This window comes from Winogradskyella thalassocola, from assembly GCF_900099995.1.
Lineage (GTDB): Bacteria > Bacteroidota > Bacteroidia > Flavobacteriales > Flavobacteriaceae > Winogradskyella > Winogradskyella thalassocola.
This window is the reverse complement of the sequence record NZ_FNCZ01000013.1, coordinates 23,209-46,374: the sequence shown is the minus strand read 5'-3', so window position 1 is coordinate 46,374 and position 23,166 is coordinate 23,209. Positions and strand designations below refer to the sequence as shown.

The following is a 23,166-nucleotide window of genomic DNA, read 5'->3' as shown; positions in this document are numbered from 1 at the left end:
ATATGAAAACAGTAAAATATATATTTAGTTTATGTCTTATAGTACTTCTAATTAATAGTTGTGTTAAAGATGATAGCAATACAGATTTTGTAGATTCAGCGGTCGCTCCGACTAATGTTTTAGCTTTATTTGAAGTTACACAAGATAATACAGGTTTAGTTACCATTACACCAACAGCAGAAGGAGCTGTAGGATTTAATATCTTTTTTGGTGATGGTACAACAGAGCCTGCTAACTTATCACAAGGTGAAAACACAAGTCATGTTTATACCGAAGGAACGTTTAGTGTAAGCGTTGTGGCAGTAGGGCCAACAGGCTTAGAAACTGAAATGACTCAAGATTTAATAGTGTCATTTAATCCACCTGTAAATATGGTAGCAACTGCAGAAAATGATGCAGCAATATCTAGACAAGTAAACGTTACTGCTTCTGCAGATAACGCTATCAGCTTTTCAGTAGATTACGGAGATGGTAGTGAGTTAGTTGTAGGAAATATTGGAGAATCTGTTTCGCATATTTATGCGAGTGCAGGATTGTACACAATTACAGTTGTGGCTATGGGTGCAGCTATAGAAACTGCAGAAGTTGTAATTGCAGATTTCGAAGTTACTGAAATAATACAACCATTAGCATCAGCACCAACGCAACCTTCAAGATCAGAAGGAGATGTGGTTTCAGTTTTCAGTGCAGCTTATACAGATATTACAGGAGTTGATTTCTTTCCAAATTGGGGACAAGCAACGACTTATAATCTATTTGATTTAAGCGGTGACGAGATGCTTCAATATACAAATTTAAATTATCAAGGAATTGATTTTTCAGGAACACCAATTGATGTTTCGCAAATGGAATTTTTACATGTTGATGTATGGACGGCAGATGAGAACGATGCAAAAATATCGCCTATAAGTTCTGGTCCAAACGAAGCAGCTTACGATTTAGATTTAACAGCACAACAATGGACATCTTTTGATATTCCTTTATCCTATTTTACAGATCAAAATCCATTAGTAGATTTAAGCAGTGTTATTCAGTTTAAATTTGATGGTGACCCTGCAGAAGGAACCATCTTTGTAGATAATTTATACTTCTGGAAAGCGCCATCTGGTGCACCAACAGGAATTGTTGGAACATGGAAACTATCTTCCGCCTCAGGATCCTTAGGTGTAGGACCGGCAATTGGTGACAACTCTTGGTGGAACTGCGATGCAAGTTGCGTAACTGATAGAGCTTGTTTTTACGATGACGAATATATCTTTAATGCAGATGGCTCTTTTAGCAACGTTTTAGGTGCTGAAACATGGGTTGAAGCATGGCAAGGTGGTGGAAGCGCATGTGGTACTCCTGTGGCACCACACGATGGTTCTAATCCTGCAACGTATGTATATGATGAAGGAGCCGGAACAGTGACTTTAAATGGTCTTGGTGCCTTTTTAGCAGTTCCAAAAGCGATTAATGGTAGTGAAATTGCAGATATTAATGATACACCAACATCAATTACATACAATGTAACATTATCTAATTTTGATACTGAAATGTTTGTTTATATCGAAGTAGGGGCAGGTATCTTCTGGCAATATTATTTCGTAAAAGAAGGAGCAGCCGCGGCTTCTCCACTTACAGGTACATGGCAATTATCAACAGATGCAGGTTCACTTGGTGTTGGGCCAGCACCAGGAGATAATTCTTGGTGGAATTGCGATGCTGCTTGTGTAGGTGATAGAGCCTGTTATTACGATGACCAATATGTTTTTGGAGCAGATGGTTCTTTTTCTAATGTATTAGGATCTGAAACTTGGGTAGAACCTTGGCAAGGTGGTGGTGATGCATGTGGTACTCCAGTAGCACCACACGACGGTTCAGGAACTGCAAGCTATGATCTCGATTTGGGCGCAGGTACGCTTACTTTAAATGGTGTTGGCGCATATATTGGCTTGGCAAAAGCAGTAAATAATACAGAGCTAACGGATCCACTCGATGCACCAGCTTCTATAGTTTATGATATCACTATTGTTGATAGTAATACAATTAGCGTAATGGTTGACGTAGGTGATAGTGTATTTTGGCAATATAAACTTGTGAAAATTTAATAAAAGAAAAACATGAAGAACATGAAAAATTTAAAATATGTAATGCTTTTTTTCCTATCACTTACGTTGATGGTAAGTTGTGAAGAAGAAAACTACGAATTTGGTGATATAACCGCTCCTACTAACTTACAAGTTTCTGCAGAAATAGTCGGTCTGGATGCTACCAACCCTTATGGAGATGGTACTGGTGTAGTTAATTTTACGGCAACGGCAGATAACGCAATTACTTATAAATATTCTAATGGTGGAAGTCAAGAACTTGCACCTTTAGGAACAACATCTCTTAGTTTTACGACACAGGGTGTCCATACGTATACTGTAACAGTTATAGCCATTGGTACTGCTGGTAATTCAACGTCTACAACTATTGATGTAGAAGTATTTGCAGATTATTCTCCACCTGCAGATTTAACAGAGATGTTATATGGAGATGGATCTAAAACATGGAGAGTTAAAGCTGAAACTACTGGTCACTTAGGAGTTGGCCCAGCGGATGCTGTAACACCAGATTGGTGGGCTGCTCCACCTTTTGACAAAGTTGGCTTGGGAGTCTATGATGATAGATTAGTATTTAACTCAGATGGAACCGTTAACTATATTACTAATGATACTGCCTTTGGACAAAGTGGTCCTATGGATCAAGATTTTGGAACACCATGGACAGCAAATCCAGGTGGCGAGTATGAAAGTTACCCATTACCTAATTTCGATGATACATGGACGTTAACAGCGCCAGGTGGACAAGAAACATTGTCTTTTGCAGATAAAGGGTATTTAGGGTTTTATGTTGGTGGTAATCATAGCTATCAAATTTTAGAAAGATCAGCTACAGAAATGATGTTGAAAATTATAGGAACTGATACTAACGCATGGTTTGTAATATTAACTTCAGAAGAAGAAGCCGGTACTGATTATACATTGGTTTGGGCTGATGAATTTGATACAAACGGAGCACCTGATCCAGCAAATTGGACTTACGATTTAGGTACTGGTGATGATGGTTGGGGAAATTGGGAACTTCAAAATTATACGGATAATGCTGAAAACGTAATTGTAGAAGATGGTTTCTTAAAAATCACTGCAAAAGCAACTGGAAATGGTGGCTATACATCAGCACGAATTAAATCTGAAGGACTTCAGGAATTTACGTATGGAAAAGTAGAGATTAGAGCTAAGCTACCTTCTGCTGAAGGGACTTGGCCAGCACTTTGGATGTTAGGTGCAAATAATGAGACTGTAGGTTGGCCAGAAAGTGGTGAAATGGATATTATGGAGCAAGTTGGCTGGGATAAAAGTAGAACAATAGGGACTTTCCATTGGTTTGATAATGGAACCAATGCAGGCGCTAGCTATGGTGAATCTTTAGATGTTGCCGATACAGCAACTGAATTCCATATTTACGGTATAGAATGGAGTGCAGCTTCTATAAAAATTACTGTTGACGATGTGCCTGTAGTAACCTTAACTAATAATCCTGATTTCCCTTTTAACGCAGACTTCTTTTTTATAATGAATGTCGCAATGGGTGGGACTTTAGGAGGAGATATTGATTCTGCATTTACAGAAGATTCAATGGAAGTTGATTATATAAGAGTATATCAATAATAAAGAATAAATATTTGTTTGAATTAGTTGTTTTTTAAGGTCGAGCTAATAGCTCGACCTTTTAAAAGTTTTATTAAGCATTCATTTATAGTAAACGCTAGTTATAGTATATCTTAAAAAATATACGATTAGAATATTAAATTACCGATGACAAAAAAACCCATATATATAGGAAAAAATAGAGCTTCAAATGATGAGTTTGAAGTCAAAGGAGAACTTGTATCACTTCATAATGAAGACTACTACAAAATCTCTAACAGTGATAAAATGAGACCCTTTTTTATGAGTCTCGTAAGTAATTCTAATCACTGGATGTTTATTTCCAGTAATGGAGCCTTAACAGCTGGTAGAAAAGATGCAAATAATGCATTGTTTCCATATTATACAGATGATAAAATAACGGAATCTTTAGAAACCACTGGTAGTAAAACAATAGTTCAGGTTCATAAAGATGATAAGACCTTTTTATGGGAGCCGTTTTCAAACCGCTACCAAGGTGTTTATGCAACTAAGAGAAATCTTTATAAAAATAGTTACGGTAATAAGTTGCTTTTTGAAGAAATAAACGAAGATTTAAAATTGACGTTTAGATACGAATGGAACACTAGTGACCAATTTGGATTTGTTAGAAAAGCCAATATTATAAATAATTCGAGTAAAAAAATTGAGTTGACTATTTTAGATGGGATTCAAAATGTTTTGCCGTATGGTTTAACATCCGTTTTTCAAAATGCGACGAGTAATTTAATTGATGCTTACAAAAAGTGTGAATTAGAAACGGATTCTGGCATTGGTATTTTTGCTTTGAGTGCAATAATTGTAGATAAAGCAGAACCAAGTGAAGCGTTGAAAGCGAATACCGTTTGGTTTTCAGGAATAGATAATCCTACACATTTAATATCCTCTTTACAGTTAAATAACTTCAGAGAAGGTAAAGCCATTTCTCAAGAAGAAGATATTAGAGCTGAAAAAGGAGCTTATTTTGTGTCTAAGGATTTAAGTTTAGAACCAAATGTAGAAAGCAGCTGGATGTTTGTGGCAAACGTCAACCAAACAATTAGTGCGATTAACACTATTTCTGAAAAAATAAAAAGCAATAGTAATCTTGAAGAACTTATTCAAGAGGACATAGATGCTGGTACAAAAAACCTTTTACAACTCGTTGGAGCTTCTGATGGTATTCAATTAGGAGATGACCAATTAAGAAATACAAGACATTTCGCCAATACGCTTTTCAACATTATGAGAGGTGGAATTTTTGATGATGATTATCAAATCGAAAAAGAAGACTTTCTTAAATATATGGCTAAGGCCAATGTAAAGGTTTCAAAAAGTAAAGAAGATATTTTAAATAATTTACCAGACCTTTTTAAGGTAGATTATATAAAAGACATTGCTGATGAAGATGATGATAGCAATTTCAAAAGATTATGTTACGAATATTTACCCTTAAAATTTAGTAGAAGACATGGAGATCCAAGTCGACCTTGGAACAAGTTTTCTATCAACACACGTAGTGAAATAGATGGGTCTAAAATCTTAGATTACGAAGGTAACTGGAGAGATATTTTCCAAAATTGGGAAACACTGGCGCATTCTTATCCTGCTTTTATGGAAGGGATGATTCATAAGTTTTTTAACGCGACGACTTTTGAAGGGTATAATCCTTACCGTGTTACAAAAGATGGATTTGATTGGGAAGCGATTGAAGAAGATGACCCATGGTCTTACATTGGGTATTGGGGAGATCATCAAATCATTTACTTATTGAAGTTTTTAGAGTTTATTGAGAAACATTATCCTCATAAATTATCGGACAGTTTTACGCAAGATGTATTTGTGTATGCGAACGTACCTTATAAGATTAAGAGTTATCAAGACACCTTAAATAATCCTAAGGATACTATTGATTTTGATCACGAGTTACATAATAAAATCAACCTAGTAAAAGAAAGATTAGGTGCCGATGGTGCTTTATTGAGAGATGAGAATTACTTCATCCATAAAGTCAATTTAATCGAAAAACTATTAGCTACAGTTTTAGCTAAAGTGTCTAATTTTATTCCAGAAGGAGGCATTTGGTTAAATACACAACGACCAGAATGGAACGATGCCAACAACGCATTAGTGGGTAACGGAGTGTCGATGGTAACCTTATATTATTTAAGACGATTTATCAATTTCTTTGAAGGTATTGTAGAAAATGCATCAGAGACAGAATATAACCTTTCAATTGAGCTAAAAACGTTCTTTGAGAGTGTCGTTTCAACATTGAATGCTAATGCCGCAGTGTTATCAGGAAACGTATCGGATACAGAACGGAAAACTATTTTAGATGGTTTAGGTACTGCCGGAAGTGATTATAGATTAAAAATCTATGAAGCAGGATTTACAAGTGATAAAGCAGCAATTTCAAAAGCTGATTTATTGGAATTTTTCAACGTATTAAAACAGTATTTAGACCATACGATTAAAGCTAATAAGCGCGCAGATAATTTATATCACGCTTACAACTTAATGACGGTTAAAAATGACACTGAAGTTTCAATTTCTTACTTACCAGAAATGTTAGAAGGGCAAGTGGCTGTTTTAAGTTCAGGTTATTTAGAGCCAAAAGAGACTTTAACTTTATTGGATGCGTTAAAAGCAAGTGCGCTATTTAGAGCAGATCAATACAGTTATATTTTATATCCAAATAAACAATTATCACGGTTTGTAGATAAAAATAATATTCCTGCGCAGTCCGTTGAGAAGTCTCAATTATTAAAGCAATTGATTGCTGATGGAAATACGCAGATTATAGAAAAAGATAGTATTGGTCAATACCACTTTAACGGTACTTTTAATAATGCAGACAGTTTAAAAGCAGCATTACAAAACTTACCAGATGGGCAATATGATGCCTTAATTGAAGCTGAAAAACCATTGTTATTAGACATTTTTGAAGAGATGTTCGATCACAAATCATTTACGGGTCGTTCAGGTACTTTCTATGGCTACGAAGGATTAGGGTCTATTTATTGGCACATGGTTTCCAAATTGTTATTAGCAGTACAAGAAAACTGTTTAGTAGCTGTAAATAACAATGAGAGTGAAGAAACTATCGGTAGATTATTAGAGCATTATTACGAAATTAATGAAGGGATTGGAGCGCATAAATCACCAGAATTATATGGTGCGTTTCCAACAGATCCCTATTCACACACACCAGGTGGAAAAGGAGCACAACAACCAGGAATGACAGGTCAGGTTAAAGAAGATGTGTTATGTCGTTTTGGGGAATTAGGCGTTTTTGTAGACCATGGAAAACTCTTTTTTAATCCAAGATTATTAAGAACTGAAGAGTTTTTAAAAGATTCTAAAGACTTTCATTATACAAACATCAATAAAGCGTTAAAAACGATTGAACTCGAAAAAGGATCTCTTTGTTTTACGTACTGTCAAGTGCCAATTATTTATAAACTGAAAGACGAAAATAAAATTGAAGTGATATACAATGATGGTTCTTCTGTGAAATTTGAGGATTTAAAACTTGATGCAAAAACAAGCGATAAAATTTTCAATCGTACAGGTGAGGTTAATAAAATTGTAGTATCTGTAAAGAAATAATATAAAAACTCAACATGAAAGATATTTTAAAATTTGGAGTATATGTTTTTGCAATGCTACTTGTCATTTCATGTAAGGATGCTAACAAGGAAGCAAGTAACGCAAAACCCGTAAAAGAAAAACCAATTTTGAGTGCAAAAGATATATTAGGTAATCCGGAATATTTGGCAATTTCTTACGGAGGTTACAGAGAAAAACAAAGGGAAGCGCAACCCACAATCCCAGAGCTTAAAGACGATATGAAAATCCTAAGCGCAATGGGCATAAAAGTCATAAGAACTTATAATGTTCATTTTGCACAAGCCGAAAACGTTCTTAAAGCAATAACAGAACTAAAAAAAGATGATACTACTTTCGAAATGTATGTTATGCTCGGAATTTGGATCGATTGCCAAAATGCTTTCACATGGGAGCATGGAGAACCAAATCATAACGCAGAGAGCGAACGAAATCCTGTTGAAGTAAATACAGCGGTTGAGTTGGCTAAGCAATATCCAGATATTGTAAAAGTTTTAGCTGTCGGAAACGAAGCTATGGTAAAATGGGCTACAAGTTATTATGTAGAACCTTGGATTATTTTAAAATGGGTAAATCATCTTCAAGATTTAAAGAAGGCTGGTGAACTATCACAAGATTTATGGATTACAAGCTCAGATGATTTCTCTTCTTGGGGAGGAGGCGATCCAAGTTACCATACAGAGGATTTAGAAAAAATAGCCCATGCCGTCGATTATATTTCGATGCATACCTATCCATATCACCAATCGCATTATAACTCTGACTTTTGGAAAGTTCCAGAAAACGAAGAAAACTTATCGGATAAAGAAAAGGTTGATGCAGCTATGTTGCGTGCTTTAGATTTTGCAAAAAGACAGTATGATAGTGTGTCAAACTATATGACGAGTATTGGAGTCAATAAACCAATCCATATTGGTGAAACAGGTTGGGCATCAGTATCTAATGGTCAGTATGGAAAAAAGGGTTCTAGAGCGACAGATGAATATAAGCAAGGATTGTATTACAAGCACCTACGCGAATGGACTAATAAGGAAAAAATTTCATGTTTCTATTTTGAAGCTTTTGATGAACAATGGAAGGATGGACAAAATCCTTTGGGTTCAGAAAATCACTTCGGACTAATAAATTTAAAAGGAGAAGCAAAATATCCCTTATGGAATATGGTCGATGAAGGTGTTTTTGAAGGTTTAACTAGAGATGGTAATTCAATAACCAAAACCTATAATGGCAATCTCGACGACTTAATGAAGGACGTATTAGTTCCAAACACAGAGTACCAAAAAGATTAAATAATGAAAAACCTTTTATTCTTAACCGTTGTTTTAGCTGCTTTTGTATCGTGTAAAAATGAAACAAAAAAAGAAGACGTACCTGTTTCTGAAGTTGTAGAAATTAGTGACATCGTTTCAGTTTCTGGAAGACAATTAATGGTTAATGATGAGTCTTATCTTATAAAAGGTATCTGCTATCATCCCGTACCAAAAGGAAAATCTACTAAAAGAGATTTCGGAACCTTAACTCAGGATTTAGAATTAATGGTGGAAGCAGGCATTAATACCATTAGAGTTTATTCGCCAATTGAAGACCAAAGTGTACTTGATGAAATCAATGAAGCAGGACTAAAAGTAATTATTGGATTTGGTTATAAGCAAGGAGGTAAAAATGATATTTTCTCAGGGTCGTTTATAGATTACGTTAATAAATTTAAAAATCACAATGCCATTTTAATGTGGGAATTAGGTAATGAATATAATTACCATCCAGAATGGTTTGATGGAGATGTTAAGAATTGGTACAAAGCCATGAACGACGCAGCAGCAGTTATTCATGTTAACGATCCTTCACATCCCGTAGCCACAGCACATGGAGATTTGCCAAAAGAACTAGCATTATCTATGAGTCCAAATATAGATGTTTGGGGCATGAATGTGTACCGTTCTGTAAGACCAGAAACCATTTTTAAGGAGTGGAAAGACGTCAGTACAAAACCGATGTATTTGGCAGAAACAGGCGCAGATAGTTATATGCAAATTGCCAAAGATGGCTATGAGGAAGGCATTAACGAGTTGGCACAAGCTGATGCTACAGATATTATTTTAAAAGCGACCTTTAATGGCCAAGATATTTGTTCTGGGGTTACCTTATTTCAGTTTACAGATGGTTGGTGGAAAGCAGGAAATAACGAAGTGCAAGATACAGGAGGAACAGCGCCAAATAGTACAGGAGTGCCTTTTGATGGTAGTCCGAATGAAGAATTTTGGGGCATCGTTGATATCGATAGAAACAAGAAAAAAGTATTTGATGTTGTAAAAGACATTTATACGAATGTAAATAAGGAATAATTTTTTTGAATGTTAATGACACCACTTAATAAAATAGTAAAACCTCATTATTAAACATTAGAATTGTCCCCTTGAGGGGACTTTAGGAGTGTTTTTAAGATCACTCAAAAATTTATAAAAAACAATTAACTAAAGCAAAATCAAGATATGAAAACATCAAGATATAGCATATTTCCACTCTTAATCCTTACAGTAATGAGTTGTACTTCTGAAAAAAAAGAAAGTAAAAGCTTAGAAGTTGAAATTTATGAAACTTCAGAAAGTGGACATAAACTGACTAGAATCACCGAATTTTCAAAAGTTGATTCGTCAGCGGTTATAAAATTATTACCAGAACAAAAGTTTCAAACCATCACAGGTTTTGGTGGTTCGTTTACAGAATCTTCGGCTTACTTATTAAATAAGTTAAGTAAGAAAAACCGCGATACTATTCTTCAAGCTTATTTTGCTGAAGAGGGTGCACGTTATTCATTAACAAGAACACATATTGCGTCTTGTGATTTTTCATTAAATAACTATACTTATGCACCTGTAGCAGATGATATGGAAATGAAAAGTTTCAACATTGAAGAAGATCGTGATGATTTAATTCCAATGATTAAAGACGCTCAGGCTATTTCAAAAGATGGCTTTAGCATTATTGCATCACCTTGGACATCACCACCATGGATGAAGGATAACAAGGAGTATGTTGGTGGAAAATTATTGCCAAAATATTACGATGCATTCGCCCTTTATTTTTCTAAATACTTAGAGGCGTATAAAGCTGAAGGCATTGATATTTGGGGTTTAACACCCGTTAATGAACCACACGGAAATGGGAATAATTGGGAAAGTATGCACTTTTCACCAGAAGAAGAAACAGACTTTGTTCAAAACCATTTAGGTCCAAAATTAGAAGTTGATGGATTCGGTAAAGTCAATATTCTAGGATACGACCAAAACAGAAAAGGTATAAAAGAATGGGTAGATGCCATGTATAAAGATGAAGCCTCTTCAAAATATTTTGCAGGATTAGCTGTGCATTGGTATGAGAGTACGTATGATTATTTACCAGAAGAATTGCAATACGCACATAACAAAGCACCCGATAAATATCTTATTGAAACTGAAGGTTGCGTAGATTCTGAAATTCCGATGTGGCAAGATGATGCTTGGTATTGGAAAAAAGAAGCTACAGATTGGGGTTGGGATTGGGCGTCGCCAGAAGACAAACATTTACACCCAAAATACGCGCCAGTAAACCGTTACGCAAGAGATATTATTGGTTGTCTAAACAATTGGGTAGATGGTTGGGTAGATTGGAACATGGTTTTAGATCGTCAAGGTGGTCCAAACTGGTTTGAGAATTGGTGTGTGGCACCAGTAATTGTAGATCCGGATGCTGACGAAGTTTACTTTACGCCATTGTATTACACCATGGCGCATTTTAGTAAATACATTAGACCAGGAGCTGAGGTTATTGGCGTTGAAAATGCAGAAAAAGACTTAATGGTTGCTGCAGCTAAAAACCCTGACGGAACTATTGCTGTTGTGATATTCAATGAGGGTAAAGAATCAAAAGATTTTATGTTAACTCTAGGTGAAGAAACAGTAAGCGTAATAATTAATCAACAAGCTATTCAAACAATAATAATTCCAACTAAAAACTAAATAATTATGTCTACCACAGCCAATAAAGTTCCATTAGGCCAGAAAATTGCTTTTGGATTAGGTATGCTTGCGAATCAGATGTTTCCGGCTGTTATTGGTATATTCATTGTGGTTTTAGTAAAAGATTTAGGTTTTCCAGGTTGGATGTGGGGAGTAGTATCATTAGCTCCAAGAATATTTGATGCCATTACGGACCCTATTATGGGGTATATTTCAGATAATACCAAATCACGCTGGGGAAGACGAAGACAATATGTTTTTATAGGAGCTGTAATTATGGGGATTGCCTTTATCATTATGTGGCAATTATTTAGAGAGAATTCACTCGATTATAACTTTTGGTATTTTTTACTAACGTCGTTTGTATTTTATTTGGGTTTAACCATTTTCAGTGTGCCTTACGTAGCTATGGGTTATGAAATGAGTGATGATTTTCATGAACGTACGAGTATCATGGCTGTTTCACAATGGATAGGGCAATGGGCTTGGGTGATAGCACCATGGTTTTGGGTGATTATGTATGATCCGGAATGGTATCCATCAGCAGATGTTGCTGTAAGAGAATTAGCTATTTGGGTCGGAATTATATTTGCAATTTGTGCGATGGTTCCAGCCGTTTTTATTAAAAGTAGATCAACAGTTAATGAAGATTATTCTCCGCTGACACTTAAAAATATTGGTGGTAGCTTAAAGGAAATAGGAGGTAATTTTGTTGAAGCTTTCAAATCAGTACCTTTTAAAAAACTTTGTTTTGCTACATTTTTTGTATTCAACGCTTTTAATACCGTAGCGAGTTTTACATTTTTTATTATTGTGTATTACCTTTTTAATGGGGATGCTGCTGCTGCAGGTATTTGGCCTACATTATTCGGAAGTATTGGTGCTTTGGTAACCACGTTTTTAGTGATTCCAATAGTCGCTAAAATGTCAAAAGTTTTAGGAAAGAAAAAAGCATTTATGGTCTCACAAGGTATTTCCGTATTAGGATATATTATGCTTTGGTTTCTGTTTATTCCAGGTAAACCTTATATGTTTTTATTTGCATTGCCATTTTTCTCTTTCGGAATAGGTGGTTTATTTACCCTTATGATGTCTATGACAGCAGATGTTATTGATTTAGATGAACTAAAAACCGGGAAACGTAGGGAAGGTGTTTTCGGGGCAATATACTGGTGGATGGTAAAATTTGGTTTCGGAATTGCAGGTGGATTAAGTGGTACAATTTTAACTGTCATTGGATTCGATTCTGTACTCGAAGTACAGCCAGAAGGTGCAATTACAGGGTTACGATTATTCTTTTCAGGTTTACCAATAGTCGGTACACTTTTAGCGATGTACATTATGCGTGATTATGATCTTACAGAAGAACGATCTAATGAAATTAGAGCAGAATTAGATCAACGTAAAACTAAAATATAATAAAGTAATTAATATTAGAGTATGTCTTTAAGAGGAGAGAAATTTTTAGCATTGGCATCTATTGACTATGCAGATAAAGATATTGAAGGACTAAGAATTTTATATAGAGATATTTTATCTAAAGGTACACATGGTCTTTGTTTTAGTCCTTATATGGATGGGCAAGAACCAGGTGATCAATTATCTGAATCTCAAATTAGAAGACGTATTGAAATTATAAAGCCTTATACCAAGTGGATTCGTTCATTTTCGTGTACTGAAGGTAATGAGTTAATACCTAAAATCGCTAAAGAATACGGGCTTAAAACACTTGTAGGGGCATGGTTAGGTGCGGATAAAGATATTAATGAAAAGGAAATTTCCGGACTTATAGAATTGGCAAATCAAGGTTATGTTGATATTGCAGCTGTTGGTAATGAGGTGATGTATCGTGGAGATTTAACCGAAGATGATTTATTAGAACATATTTATAACGTAAAGAAATCTGTTAAAAGCGTACCCGTTGGTTATGTAGACGCTTACTACGAGTTTGTAGATCGTCCTAACATTACAGAAGCTTGCGATGTTATTTTGTCGAATTGTTATCCGTTTTGGGAAGGTTGCGACCAAGACTATTCCTTATTATACATGAAAGACATGTACAATAGAGCGTTAAAGGCCGCAAATGGAAAAAAAGTGATAATTACAGAAACAGGTTGGCCAAACGAAGGAACCAATTTAGAGGGAGCTTTTCCATCTGAAGAAAATGCAATTAAGTATTTTATCAATTCACAACAATGGTCTAAAGAAGAAGATATTGAGATGTTCTACTTTTCTTCTTTTGATGAATCATGGAAAGTCGGTGCAGAAGGAGACGTAGGATCGTTCTGGGGGATTTGGGATAAAAATGAACAGCTAAAATATTAGCCGAAAAAATGATGCTTCGAGATTTGAGGTATAAATAATAATTAATAGCTGATAAAGCCATATTGTAGTTCTCAATATGGCTTTATTAATTATAAACCCATAGCATAAAAATGAGACTTATGTTAGGACTATTTCTAGGTGGTTTTGATTTAATGCGGGTAAAAAGGACAGGAATGATTTTTAATAATTCAAATCGCCTTTTACTAAAATACAAATGGATTCTCGATAATGATGAACCTGAGGGTATTGAGGTTTTTAAATCAGAATTTAATCCATTTTTGTGACCCTACTCTATATAGATTTAGAGCAATATGCTTAATACTGATTAAGATAGACACAACAAGCGTTTTTAACGCCACTACATTACCCATACAAACCTTGGTTTTCGAATAAAAGAGCGATTGTTAAAGGCTTTAGAAAAAGCCTTTAAAACCTTAAGATAATTGCCGTACTCACAATAGAAATGGATTTTTATTGCGATGTATGCTTTTTGTACTGTGGATTATTTAGGAATCCCTAATAAATCACTTTAGATTTGAAACTATCAATATTTGAGTGTTTTAATTTCTTCTTAGAAAAAGGATATAAGGACTATTAAATATTGTCTAAACTAATTAATTAACTAATATAATCTATTATGAAAAAAATTACTTTTTTGTTTATTTTATTGACCGTTTCCTTAGGATACGCTCAAGAATTACCGTTTACCTTCACCGATGGTGGTGTTCCAACTCTACATGGAATTATAGGTGATGTCCCAGAGGTTATTGTTACAAACGCTCTTGACCCTGACGATGGAACTAATGATGTGCTTTCAGTAACGGGAAGTGGTAACGATTGGGATAATATTCAAGTTCTTTTTACTAATAACCTAGATTTATCTGATGACAGTAACAACACGATTACATTCAGAATTAAGAATATAGCTAATGATGGGGTGCATACACATGCATTGAAGTTTGAAAATGGAACTGGTCCTAATACTGAATTAGTATTTACAACAGAAGATGATCAGTGGAAAAATATTTCATTAGATTTTCCTGCTGGCCTTGGAAGTTTTGGTAAGATGGTAATTTTTACTGATTTTGGTTCTGGTAATACAGCAGTAGGAACGTATTTAATTGATGACATCGCAGGTGCATCTCATACAACTATACTTCCAGAATTTAATTTACCAGTAAATTTTAGTGATGATTTTAATGATTTGATGATTGGTGGTGATACTACAGTAAGTATAGTTGTAGATCCGGATGATGCTACGAATAATGTATTACAGGTTATTGGTTCTGGTGGAGATTGGGATAATGCTCAAGCAACTTTCGCTACTCCTATTGATCTTTCTGATGATGCTAATAATACAATGAGATTTAGAGTAAGATCAACTACAGCAGCTCCTGGAGAAGTAAATGATCACCTTTTTAAACTTGAGGAACCAACTTCTGGTGGTGATGTACAATTAGAGTTTTCTACAACAGGAACGGATTGGCATGATATTGAATTAAATTTCGGTTCAGGATTATCTTCATATGGTAAGTTAGTACTTTTCGTAGATTCAGGTTTAGGAAATTCTGCTGCTGTTGTAGGAACTTATTTATTCGATGATATTTTAGCACCTGGTGCAGATGCAGATGAGCCAGACCCAGAACCAATTGTTAACACAGATTGTGCAGGTCAGACAGATGAGGCATTACAAGGTGAATTTACGGAAGGTTATAACTATTCTTTTGTTACTACAGGTACTGATGTCGAATTTACATTCCAGATGCTTGATAATAAAGCAGGTGTAGTTGCTTACTTATGGAGACAAGCTCCTTTTGCTGAATTTCCTATGACTAGTCTTGGAGATAAAACGTTTTCAACAACGTTAAGTGATTTTACTGTTGGTGAAGAAGTAACTTACGCATGTAAATTTGCATATGCTGGTGGTCAGTCAGTAACTAAGTATTTCACTTACGAAGTAGGTGATGATTGTACATTGGGTACAGCTGATTTTGAAGCAACTACTTTTAAGGTTTTCCCTAACCCAACTCGTAACAACTGGAATATAGAAGGTAATACTACTATAAGTTCAATTACTGTATATGATATTTTAGGCAAACAAGTTAGCGTGTTAAAACCTAATGCAACTGCAGCAACAATTGATTCATCTTCATTAAAATCTGGTGTTTACTTTGCAAGAGTTGAAGGTCTTAATGGTTCTAAAAGTGTGAAGCTTATTAAAGAATAAGATTAATAGCAATAAATCAATCTTAATGAATAAGCGTGTTTATAATATTTAAACACGCTTTTTTTATGAATTAACTTCATGATGTTTTAATTTAGTGTTGCAATCATTATTAAATCACTGAGGTTAGAAAATGTGCTATAGTTAGCTTATATTAACTGTTCATAAATAGTAATACAACGCTTGTAATTAATAACAACAATAATTGGCATGTGAAAGCGCTATCGTATCTTGCACTTTAGAATAAATAAATTAAAATGACGACACTCAAAGAATTAGCTGCACTTTTAAATATTTCAGTTTCAACAGTTTCAAAAGCTTTAAATGATAGTCATGAAATTAGTGAAAACACAAGGATAAGGGTTAAGGAGTTGGCTACTAAACTAAATTATAAACCCAATAGAATAGCACAGCAACTAAAAACTAATAAAACTAAAATTATTGGTGTGATTTTACCAACAGTGACCAATCCATTTTTTGCAGAAGTTTTGCACGGTATTGAAAAAACAGCTACTAACAATGATTACGATATTATTGTCTGTTTATCTAATGAAACGTTGCATAAAGAAAAGCGGAGCTTAGATCTATTGGCTAATGGAAGTGTTGATGGATTTATAATTGCCGTAGCGAGAGAGAGTCAAGTAAAAGAGCAAACGGACCATATAAAATCTGCTATTAAAAGTAAACTACCCGTTTTAATGTTTGATAGAGTGGTCGATGATATTGAATGTAATAAAGTTATTGTAGACGACTTTCAATGTGTTTATGAAGCAACTGAGCATTTAATAGTAAAAGAGAAACGTAAAAACATTTTATTAGTAAGTAATATTGAAGAACTAAGTGTTGGTCAACTTAGAATAAGTGGCTATACGAAAGCATTAGAAGATCATAAATTAAAACCCAATATTTTAAAATTAGATAATGCCGTTGATCTCGATGTAGAAAAGAAAATATATACTTACTTAAAGGGTAATAATTCTATTGACGCTATTTTATCTATAGACCATGTTACAGGAATTGTAGCGATTAATATGGCTAAAAAGTTGGGTAAAGAAATCCCTAAAGATTTATCAGTTGTTGGTTTTGGTTACGAGCATACACAATTATTATCGAGTCCAAAAATCTCAATTATTCATCAAAAAGCGCATAAAATAGGAGAGATGTCTACCAAGTTATTGATCGATAATATTAAGGACGAAACGTTAAAAATGCAAACTATTGTAGTGCCTAGCGAGTTGAAGATAAGTGAGTCTTCTCAAACTTCATTTTAAAAATTGGGCATAAAAAAAGCTTGATATAAATCAAGCTCATTTTATTTCTAAGAAGTAGGGTATTACATACCTTTAACTTTGTCTGCAGCTTTATTTACAGCATCGTTACCAGCTTTTTTAGCTGAATCTACTGCGTCACTACCTGCTTTTTTTGCTCCATCAACGGCATCGTTAGCAGCATCTTTTACATCATTTGCCATGTTGTTAGCTCCTTCTTTAGCGTTATCAACAGCATCACCTGCAGCATCTTTAGCATCATCCATTGCATCACCTGCATCATCAATAGTATCTTCTATTGCGTCACCAGCGTCATCCACAGTATCTTCTATTGCATCACCAGCATCTTCTAATGCTTCTCCTGTAGCATCAGCAGCGTTTTCTACTGCATCTCCAGCTTTGTCTGCTGTTTCTCTACAAGATGTAAATGATAATCCTAATACAGCAACTAGTGCTAAACTTAATACAACTTTTTTCATTTTATTGGTTTTAGTGTTAATTTATGTTAATATACGAAAATAGTAATTTAACTGAATTATCAATATCTTTTATTGATTTATTATCCGTACATCATTGCTATATACGTTTGTAGTAGTGCAAATGGATTTTTTTTTATAGTTTTTTTAATTTTAATTACTTTTATAAGTCTCTAATTTACATATTGAAATTGTTTCGTTGAATAGTGTTCATTTTAAAACAATATCGTTTTAATGGTTGATCATATCAATTTGTTTTTTAATAAGTATATATTGGCTTTACAATATTTTATAAAAATCTTGCTTTTTAACAAAGACTTGATATTTTTGAGGAAATACATAATTCTAACTTAAAGTAGTTTACACAATAACCTTGAAGTCAAAATCAAATACAGACCTTGTTTTATGGGGAAAGCTCAAAGATGGCAATATTGAGGCTTTAGGGCGACTGTATGATGTATATATTGATGAAATGTTTAGTTATGGTATGCAGTTTTGTGCCGATAAAACTAAAGTGATGGATCATATTCATGATGTGTTTTTGAATCTATACAAATACAGAAAGAGTTTAGCAAATACAAATCAAGTTAAGTATTATTTGTTTCGGTCTCTAAAAAATCAAATTTTAAATACAACGAAAAAAACACGCTCTACTCAAACTTATGTTTTAAGCGAAGATGTTCATGCTAATGCGTTTTCAAACTCTATTGAAGACGAAATCATTTCAACTGAGTTCCATACAGAACGCACTTATGTGTTAACTAAAGCTATAAATTCATTAAGCAAAAAACAACGACGCGGTTTATTTTTAAGATTTACAGAAGAACGAGAGTACGAGGAGATTGCTGAAATTATGAATGTCTCAATTCAGACCTCTAGAACTATTATTTATAGAGCGATTAAAGCTCTAAGAAAAAGCATGGTAGCTGTGCTTTTTGTGTTGTTGTCCATTTTTTATTAAAAAAACTTTATTTTTTTGTCTATAAAACGTCTGTTCCTTTCTTATTAAGGTAAGGATGTCTGTGTTATTAAACTAAAAAGACGTCTGCCTCAAATAAAGTTATACAAACTAATGAAAGAAAATAAGTCGAATAATATTAATTTTAATGAACTTTCAACTGAAGAAAGATCAAAGTTAAAACGCAGAATAGAAAATTCTGTATATGCCTATGCTCAAAAAAAACGTATTAAGAAATATGCGTTTGGATTTGCTGCAGCATCAATAGTACTATTGATTTCTGTCGGATTTTTTAACTATAAAAATCAAAATGATTCTCCCATAGAATCTTTTGTAAATGCTTCAAAAGATGATTTTCAAACCAATGAAGTGCAGCTCATATTAAGCGATACCAAAAACATTGAAATCACTGATGAAAATTCAGAAATCACTTATTCTAATGATGGTGAAAATGTCGCTATCGGAAATTCTAAATCTGTAACTCAAAAACTTGAAGAATTAGAAGAGATGGTCTTCAATACATTAATTGTTCCATACGGAAAACGCTCAGAAATTGTATTGTCTGATGGCACCAAAGTTTGGATAAATTCGGGTTCGAAATTAATATTTCCTGCCACATTTGTAAAAGGTAATAGAGAAGTGTATCTCGAAGGTGAAGCGATTTTCGATGTAACCCACAATAAAAATCAACCGTTTATTGTAAAATCAAAAGATCAAGATATTGAAGTTTTAGGAACGGTGTTTAACGTGAGCAATTACGCCGATGACGATGCCGTTTTTACAGTGCTTAAAAGTGGAAGTATAAATCTTCATTATAAGAATAATAATTTACTGTCTTCTCAAGCCGAATTAAAAATTGTACCAAATACATTGGCGACATACCAGAAAGCACAAAAAGAAATCAATACCAAAACAGTAGACGTAGAATCTTATTTTTCTTGGAGAGATGGTGTTTTTATATTTAAAAATGATGCTTTGAAAACGATAATGAAAAAATTATCGCGCTATTACAATGTTGAAATTTCTATAACTGATAAAGATTTAGCAGATCATTCTTTTTCGGGCTACTTAGATGTGAGTCAAGATTTAGAACATGTAATGCAAATTATAAAAGAAGCAGAATCTTCTCAATTCGACTATAAATTAACCACCAATAAAAAACTAATTATTAACTAACTAAAACCAATCATTTGAAATAAAAACCAAACCAAAAAAAACTAGAAGATGCGCCAACATCCTCTAGCTAAAAAATCAATACAACTGCATAAAACAGCAATATTAACCACTAAAACAAAATTATGAATAAAAATGAGAACCTTTACGCTTCGCGAAGTGTAAAATCTTTAAGATACTATTTGGTAAATATTATGAGAGTCTTTCTACTATTAATAACCATTGGTCTGAGTTCTGCTTTTGCGAATACCACAGCTGCACAGACAAAAATAGATGTAAACGTCAACAACGTTACACTTGAGGAACTATTTAAGGACATACAGAGTAAAAGTGAATTTATATTTTTTTACAAAGACAATGTTCTAAAATATAATGTCACTTTAAATGTAAAAAATGCATCTGTCACTGTCATTTTAGATTCCGCATTAAAAGGTACCAATCTTACTTATAAAGTAAACGATAGGCAAGTAATTATTAAAGAAAGTCCTAGCAGCCAAAGTGAAGCGAGTAAAAAAACAAACCAACAAGAAAAAACCATAACAGGTAAAGTTCTAGATGATACAGGTGGTCCATTAGTAGGAGCAACGGTTCAAGCGAAAGGAACTAATTTTGGTGTGGCTACAGATTTTGATGGTAATTTTAGTTTAACAGTGCCAGATGACACGACATTTATTGTGATTTCATATATCGGATTTGCAACGCAAGAAATTGATATCACAAATAATTTCTATGTCGAAGTTAAGATGTTAACTGATAGTTCTGCCTTAGATGAAATTGTAATTATCGGTTACGGAACAGAGCAAAAATCATTATTAAGTGATGCTGTAACGTCTATTAAATCGAGTCAGGTTAGTGATTTACCGGTGCCTTCTGTAGATGGTCTTCTTCAAGGTCAGGCCGCTGGTGTACAAGTGCAACAAAATTCGGGAACACCTGGTGGCGAAATGTCAGTGAGAATTCGTGGATTGAGTTCAATTAGCGGTTCTAATCAACCACTTTATATTATTGATGGCATTCCGGTAACTTCGGGTGATTTTGGTCAATTAAGCTTTTCTGGTCAAGGTGCAAGTGCGCTTTCAGATTTAAATCCAAGTGATATTGAGTCTATTAGTGTGTTAAAAGATGCTTCTGCAACAGCTATTTATGGAGCAAGAGGGTCTAACGGAATTGTGTTAATTTCAACAAAACGTGGTAAGGAACAAAAATCGGTAGTTAGTGTTAATGTCTATTCTGGTGTGCAACAAGCTTGGAATAAGTTAGACATGTTAAACGCTAAAGAATGGATGGAATACAGAAACGATTTGGCGGGCACAACTGTTTTTACTCCAGAGGATATAGCAAATAATACGGTTGATACAGATTGGCAAGACGTTATTTTTAGAACGGCTTCTATAAACAGTTATGAAGCTTCTGCAAGAGGAGGTTCAGAAAAAACACAGTTCTTTATTAGTGGAACATTTTTAGAGCAAGAAGGAATTTTAATAGGAACAGATTATCAAAGAATGAATGCGCGTGTTAACGTTGATCATCAATTATCTGATAAAGTTAAAATAGGAACAAGTATCGGTTTAACACATGCTAAAACAAATCGTGTTGAAAGTGATCAGACCTTACATGGTCCATTACCTAATGGAATTTCTACACCTGCTATTTTTTCGGTTTATAATGAAGATGGTTCTTACAATCAGAGTGGGCCTTATTCTAATGCGCTATCAATTGCTAACGAAGCTATCAGTGAAAATTTTTCATACCGAACCAATTCTAATGCCTATTTAGATTGGCAAATTATTGAAGATTTAAGCTTTAGTACAAAATGGGGAGTTGATTTCTTAAATTTTAGAGAACATTCTTATGAATCCACACAAACCGTTCAAGGAGCAAGATATAATGGTTTAGGTTTTGAAGCCTATTCTAATGTATCAAACATTGTATCGAATAATCTTTTAAAGTATAAAAAGAAATTCAATAAACATAAAGTTGAAGCCCTAGTAGGCTACACATTTGAGAAGTATCAATACAGATCATCGTTCATTAGAGGACAAGATTTTGCAGATGATAATTTAGAATATATCAGCTCGGCAGCAACTATTGTTTCTGCTTCGGCTAATGCTTCAGACGAAGGTATAAGATCGTATTTAGGGCGACTTAATTATAACTTCGATGATAAATATATAGCCTCTGTTACAGGTCGTTTTGATACCTCTACAAAGTTTGGTGAGAATAATAGAACAGGGTTTTTCCCAGCAGCTTCTGTAGCATGGAGAGCTATTCAAGAAGATTTTTTACAAGATCAAGACATTGTTTCAGATTTGAAGTTTAGAGTGAGTTATGGTCTTACAGGAAACGATGATATTAGTCCATTTCTGTTTTCAGAACTTTACGGAAATACATCTTACGATGGTCAGCCAGCAATTTACCCAAGCAATATTCCTAATCCAGATTTAAAATGGGAAAGTACAGCACAGTTAAATATTGGTATTAATGTAGGTTTGTTTGAAGACAGAATTACATTAACAGCAGATTACTACAACAAACAGACCAACGATTTATTATTAAGTAGACCATTGCCTTCAAGCTCAGGATTTTCTTCAATAACAGAAAATGTTGGTAAAGTTGAAAATAAAGGTATCGAACTGTCTATTGAAACTCGAAACTTTATTAAAGAGAACTTTACATGGAGTACACAATTCAATATTTCGGGTAATAGAAATAAAGTGTTAGAACTTTACAATGGTCAGCCAATCGATGATATTGGTCGTGGTGGTAATAGAATTATGGAAGGACAACCCATCGGAATTTTCTATAGTTACAAATCATTAGGAGTAGATCCTTCTACAGGTGATATCGTTTATGCAGATACTAATTTTGATGGTGAGATTACGTCAGCAGACAGAACCATTGTTGGTAATCCACATCCAGATTTCATTTATGGTATAACTAATAACTTCACCTATAAAGGTTTTGATGCGACCATATTTTTACAAGGATCGTACGGAAACGATGTATTTAATGGTTCTAGGTTATTCTTAGAATCATTGCAAGGTGGAGATAATCAAGTAGCAGATATTACAAGACGTTGGCAACAACCCGGAGATATTACTGATATTCCCAGAGCTACAACAGATCCTGTTGCTTCAGCACAAAATAAACGTGTGTCATCTCGGTTTATAGAAGATGGTTCTTATTTAAGAGTTAAAAACGTAACGATAGGTTATACACTAGATAAAAGTGTAATGGAAAAAACGATGTTTTCAAGTTTCCGTGTGTATTTAAGCGCACAGAACTTATTCACGTTTACTAATTATTCTGGTTTGGATCCAGAGGTGAATTATAGAGGTGATGATAACTCTGTTATTGGTACAGATTTCTTTACTTATCCACAAGCGCAAGTATTCACATTAGGTGTTAATTTAAAATTTTAAAAG

At 34.1% G+C, this 23,166-nt stretch carries 15 protein-coding genes; 14 read left to right on the top strand and 1 reads right to left on the bottom strand.

The features are described from left to right. Positions 1-2: 2 nt before the first annotated feature. From BLT80_RS19095 to BLT80_RS19050, 11 genes are all read left to right on the top strand, one after another. Complete coding sequence (locus BLT80_RS19095; RefSeq protein ID WP_092471018.1) at positions 3-2,090, top strand: PKD domain-containing protein; 2,088 nt, start codon at positions 3-5, stop codon at positions 2,088-2,090. 21 nt (positions 2,091-2,111) lie between these two features. Continuing rightward, a complete protein-coding gene (locus BLT80_RS19090; protein ID WP_245710304.1) occupies positions 2,112-3,695 on the top strand; it encodes a glycoside hydrolase family 16 protein in 1,584 nt (527 codons plus the stop codon). A 147-nt stretch (positions 3,696-3,842) separates the two neighbouring features. Further along, entirely contained in the window at positions 3,843-7,304 is a 3,462-nt protein-coding gene (locus BLT80_RS19085) for a hypothetical protein (protein ID WP_092471014.1), read from the top strand. Between the two features lie 14 nt (positions 7,305-7,318). Then, positions 7,319-8,611, top strand: coding sequence for a glycosyl hydrolase family 17 protein (locus tag BLT80_RS19080; RefSeq protein WP_092471012.1), 1,293 nt, complete (start codon positions 7,319-7,321; stop codon positions 8,609-8,611). Between the two features lie 3 nt (positions 8,612-8,614). Next, complete coding sequence (locus BLT80_RS19075) at positions 8,615-9,664, top strand: glycoside hydrolase family 2 TIM barrel-domain containing protein (protein WP_092471010.1); 1,050 nt, start codon at positions 8,615-8,617, stop codon at positions 9,662-9,664. 147 nt (positions 9,665-9,811) lie between these two features. Beyond that, positions 9,812-11,317, top strand: coding sequence for a glycoside hydrolase family 30 protein (locus tag BLT80_RS19070; RefSeq protein ID WP_092471008.1), 1,506 nt, complete (start codon positions 9,812-9,814; stop codon positions 11,315-11,317). Between the two features lie 6 nt (positions 11,318-11,323). Beyond that, positions 11,324-12,736, top strand: coding sequence for an MFS transporter (locus BLT80_RS20355; RefSeq protein ID WP_092471006.1), 1,413 nt, complete (start codon positions 11,324-11,326; stop codon positions 12,734-12,736). 21 nt (positions 12,737-12,757) lie between these two features. Beyond that, positions 12,758-13,642 carry a glycoside hydrolase family 17 protein gene (locus BLT80_RS20350; RefSeq protein ID WP_092471004.1) on the top strand — a complete coding sequence of 295 codons (885 nt, stop codon included), beginning with the start codon at positions 12,758-12,760 and terminating at the stop codon, positions 13,640-13,642. A gap of 119 nt (positions 13,643-13,761) precedes the next feature. Next, complete coding sequence (locus BLT80_RS20175; RefSeq protein WP_175455653.1) at positions 13,762-13,926, top strand: hypothetical protein; 165 nt, start codon at positions 13,762-13,764, stop codon at positions 13,924-13,926. A 353-nt stretch (positions 13,927-14,279) separates the two neighbouring features. Continuing rightward, positions 14,280-15,869 (top strand): T9SS type A sorting domain-containing protein, encoded by a 1,590-nt coding sequence (locus BLT80_RS19055; RefSeq protein ID WP_092471002.1) that lies wholly within the window; start codon positions 14,280-14,282, stop codon positions 15,867-15,869. Positions 15,870-16,123: 254 nt separating this feature from the next. After that, positions 16,124-17,137 carry a LacI family DNA-binding transcriptional regulator gene (locus tag BLT80_RS19050; protein ID WP_092471000.1) on the top strand — a complete coding sequence of 338 codons (1,014 nt, stop codon included), beginning with the start codon at positions 16,124-16,126 and terminating at the stop codon, positions 17,135-17,137. 62 nt (positions 17,138-17,199) lie between these two features. On the opposite strand, the gene BLT80_RS19045 is transcribed toward BLT80_RS19050, so the two are convergent. After that, the gene (locus BLT80_RS19045; RefSeq protein WP_092470998.1) at positions 17,200-17,613 is read right to left on the bottom strand and encodes a hypothetical protein; all 414 of its coding nucleotides are present in this window, start codon (positions 17,611-17,613) and stop codon (positions 17,200-17,202) included. Positions 17,614-17,983: 370 nt separating this feature from the next. On the opposite strand from BLT80_RS19045, the gene BLT80_RS19040 reads away from it, so the two are divergent. The 3 genes from BLT80_RS19040 (at position 17,984) to BLT80_RS19030 (ending at position 23,163) form a co-directional block, all read left to right on the top strand. Further along, a complete protein-coding gene (locus BLT80_RS19040; protein ID WP_092470996.1) occupies positions 17,984-18,571 on the top strand; it encodes an RNA polymerase sigma factor in 588 nt (195 codons plus the stop codon). 111 nt (positions 18,572-18,682) lie between these two features. Next, positions 18,683-19,744 carry a FecR family protein gene (locus BLT80_RS19035; RefSeq protein WP_092470994.1) on the top strand — a complete coding sequence of 354 codons (1,062 nt, stop codon included), beginning with the start codon at positions 18,683-18,685 and terminating at the stop codon, positions 19,742-19,744. A gap of 122 nt (positions 19,745-19,866) precedes the next feature. Then, a complete protein-coding gene (locus BLT80_RS19030; RefSeq protein ID WP_245710303.1) occupies positions 19,867-23,163 on the top strand; it encodes a TonB-dependent receptor in 3,297 nt (1,098 codons plus the stop codon). Positions 23,164-23,166 lie beyond the last annotated feature (3 nt).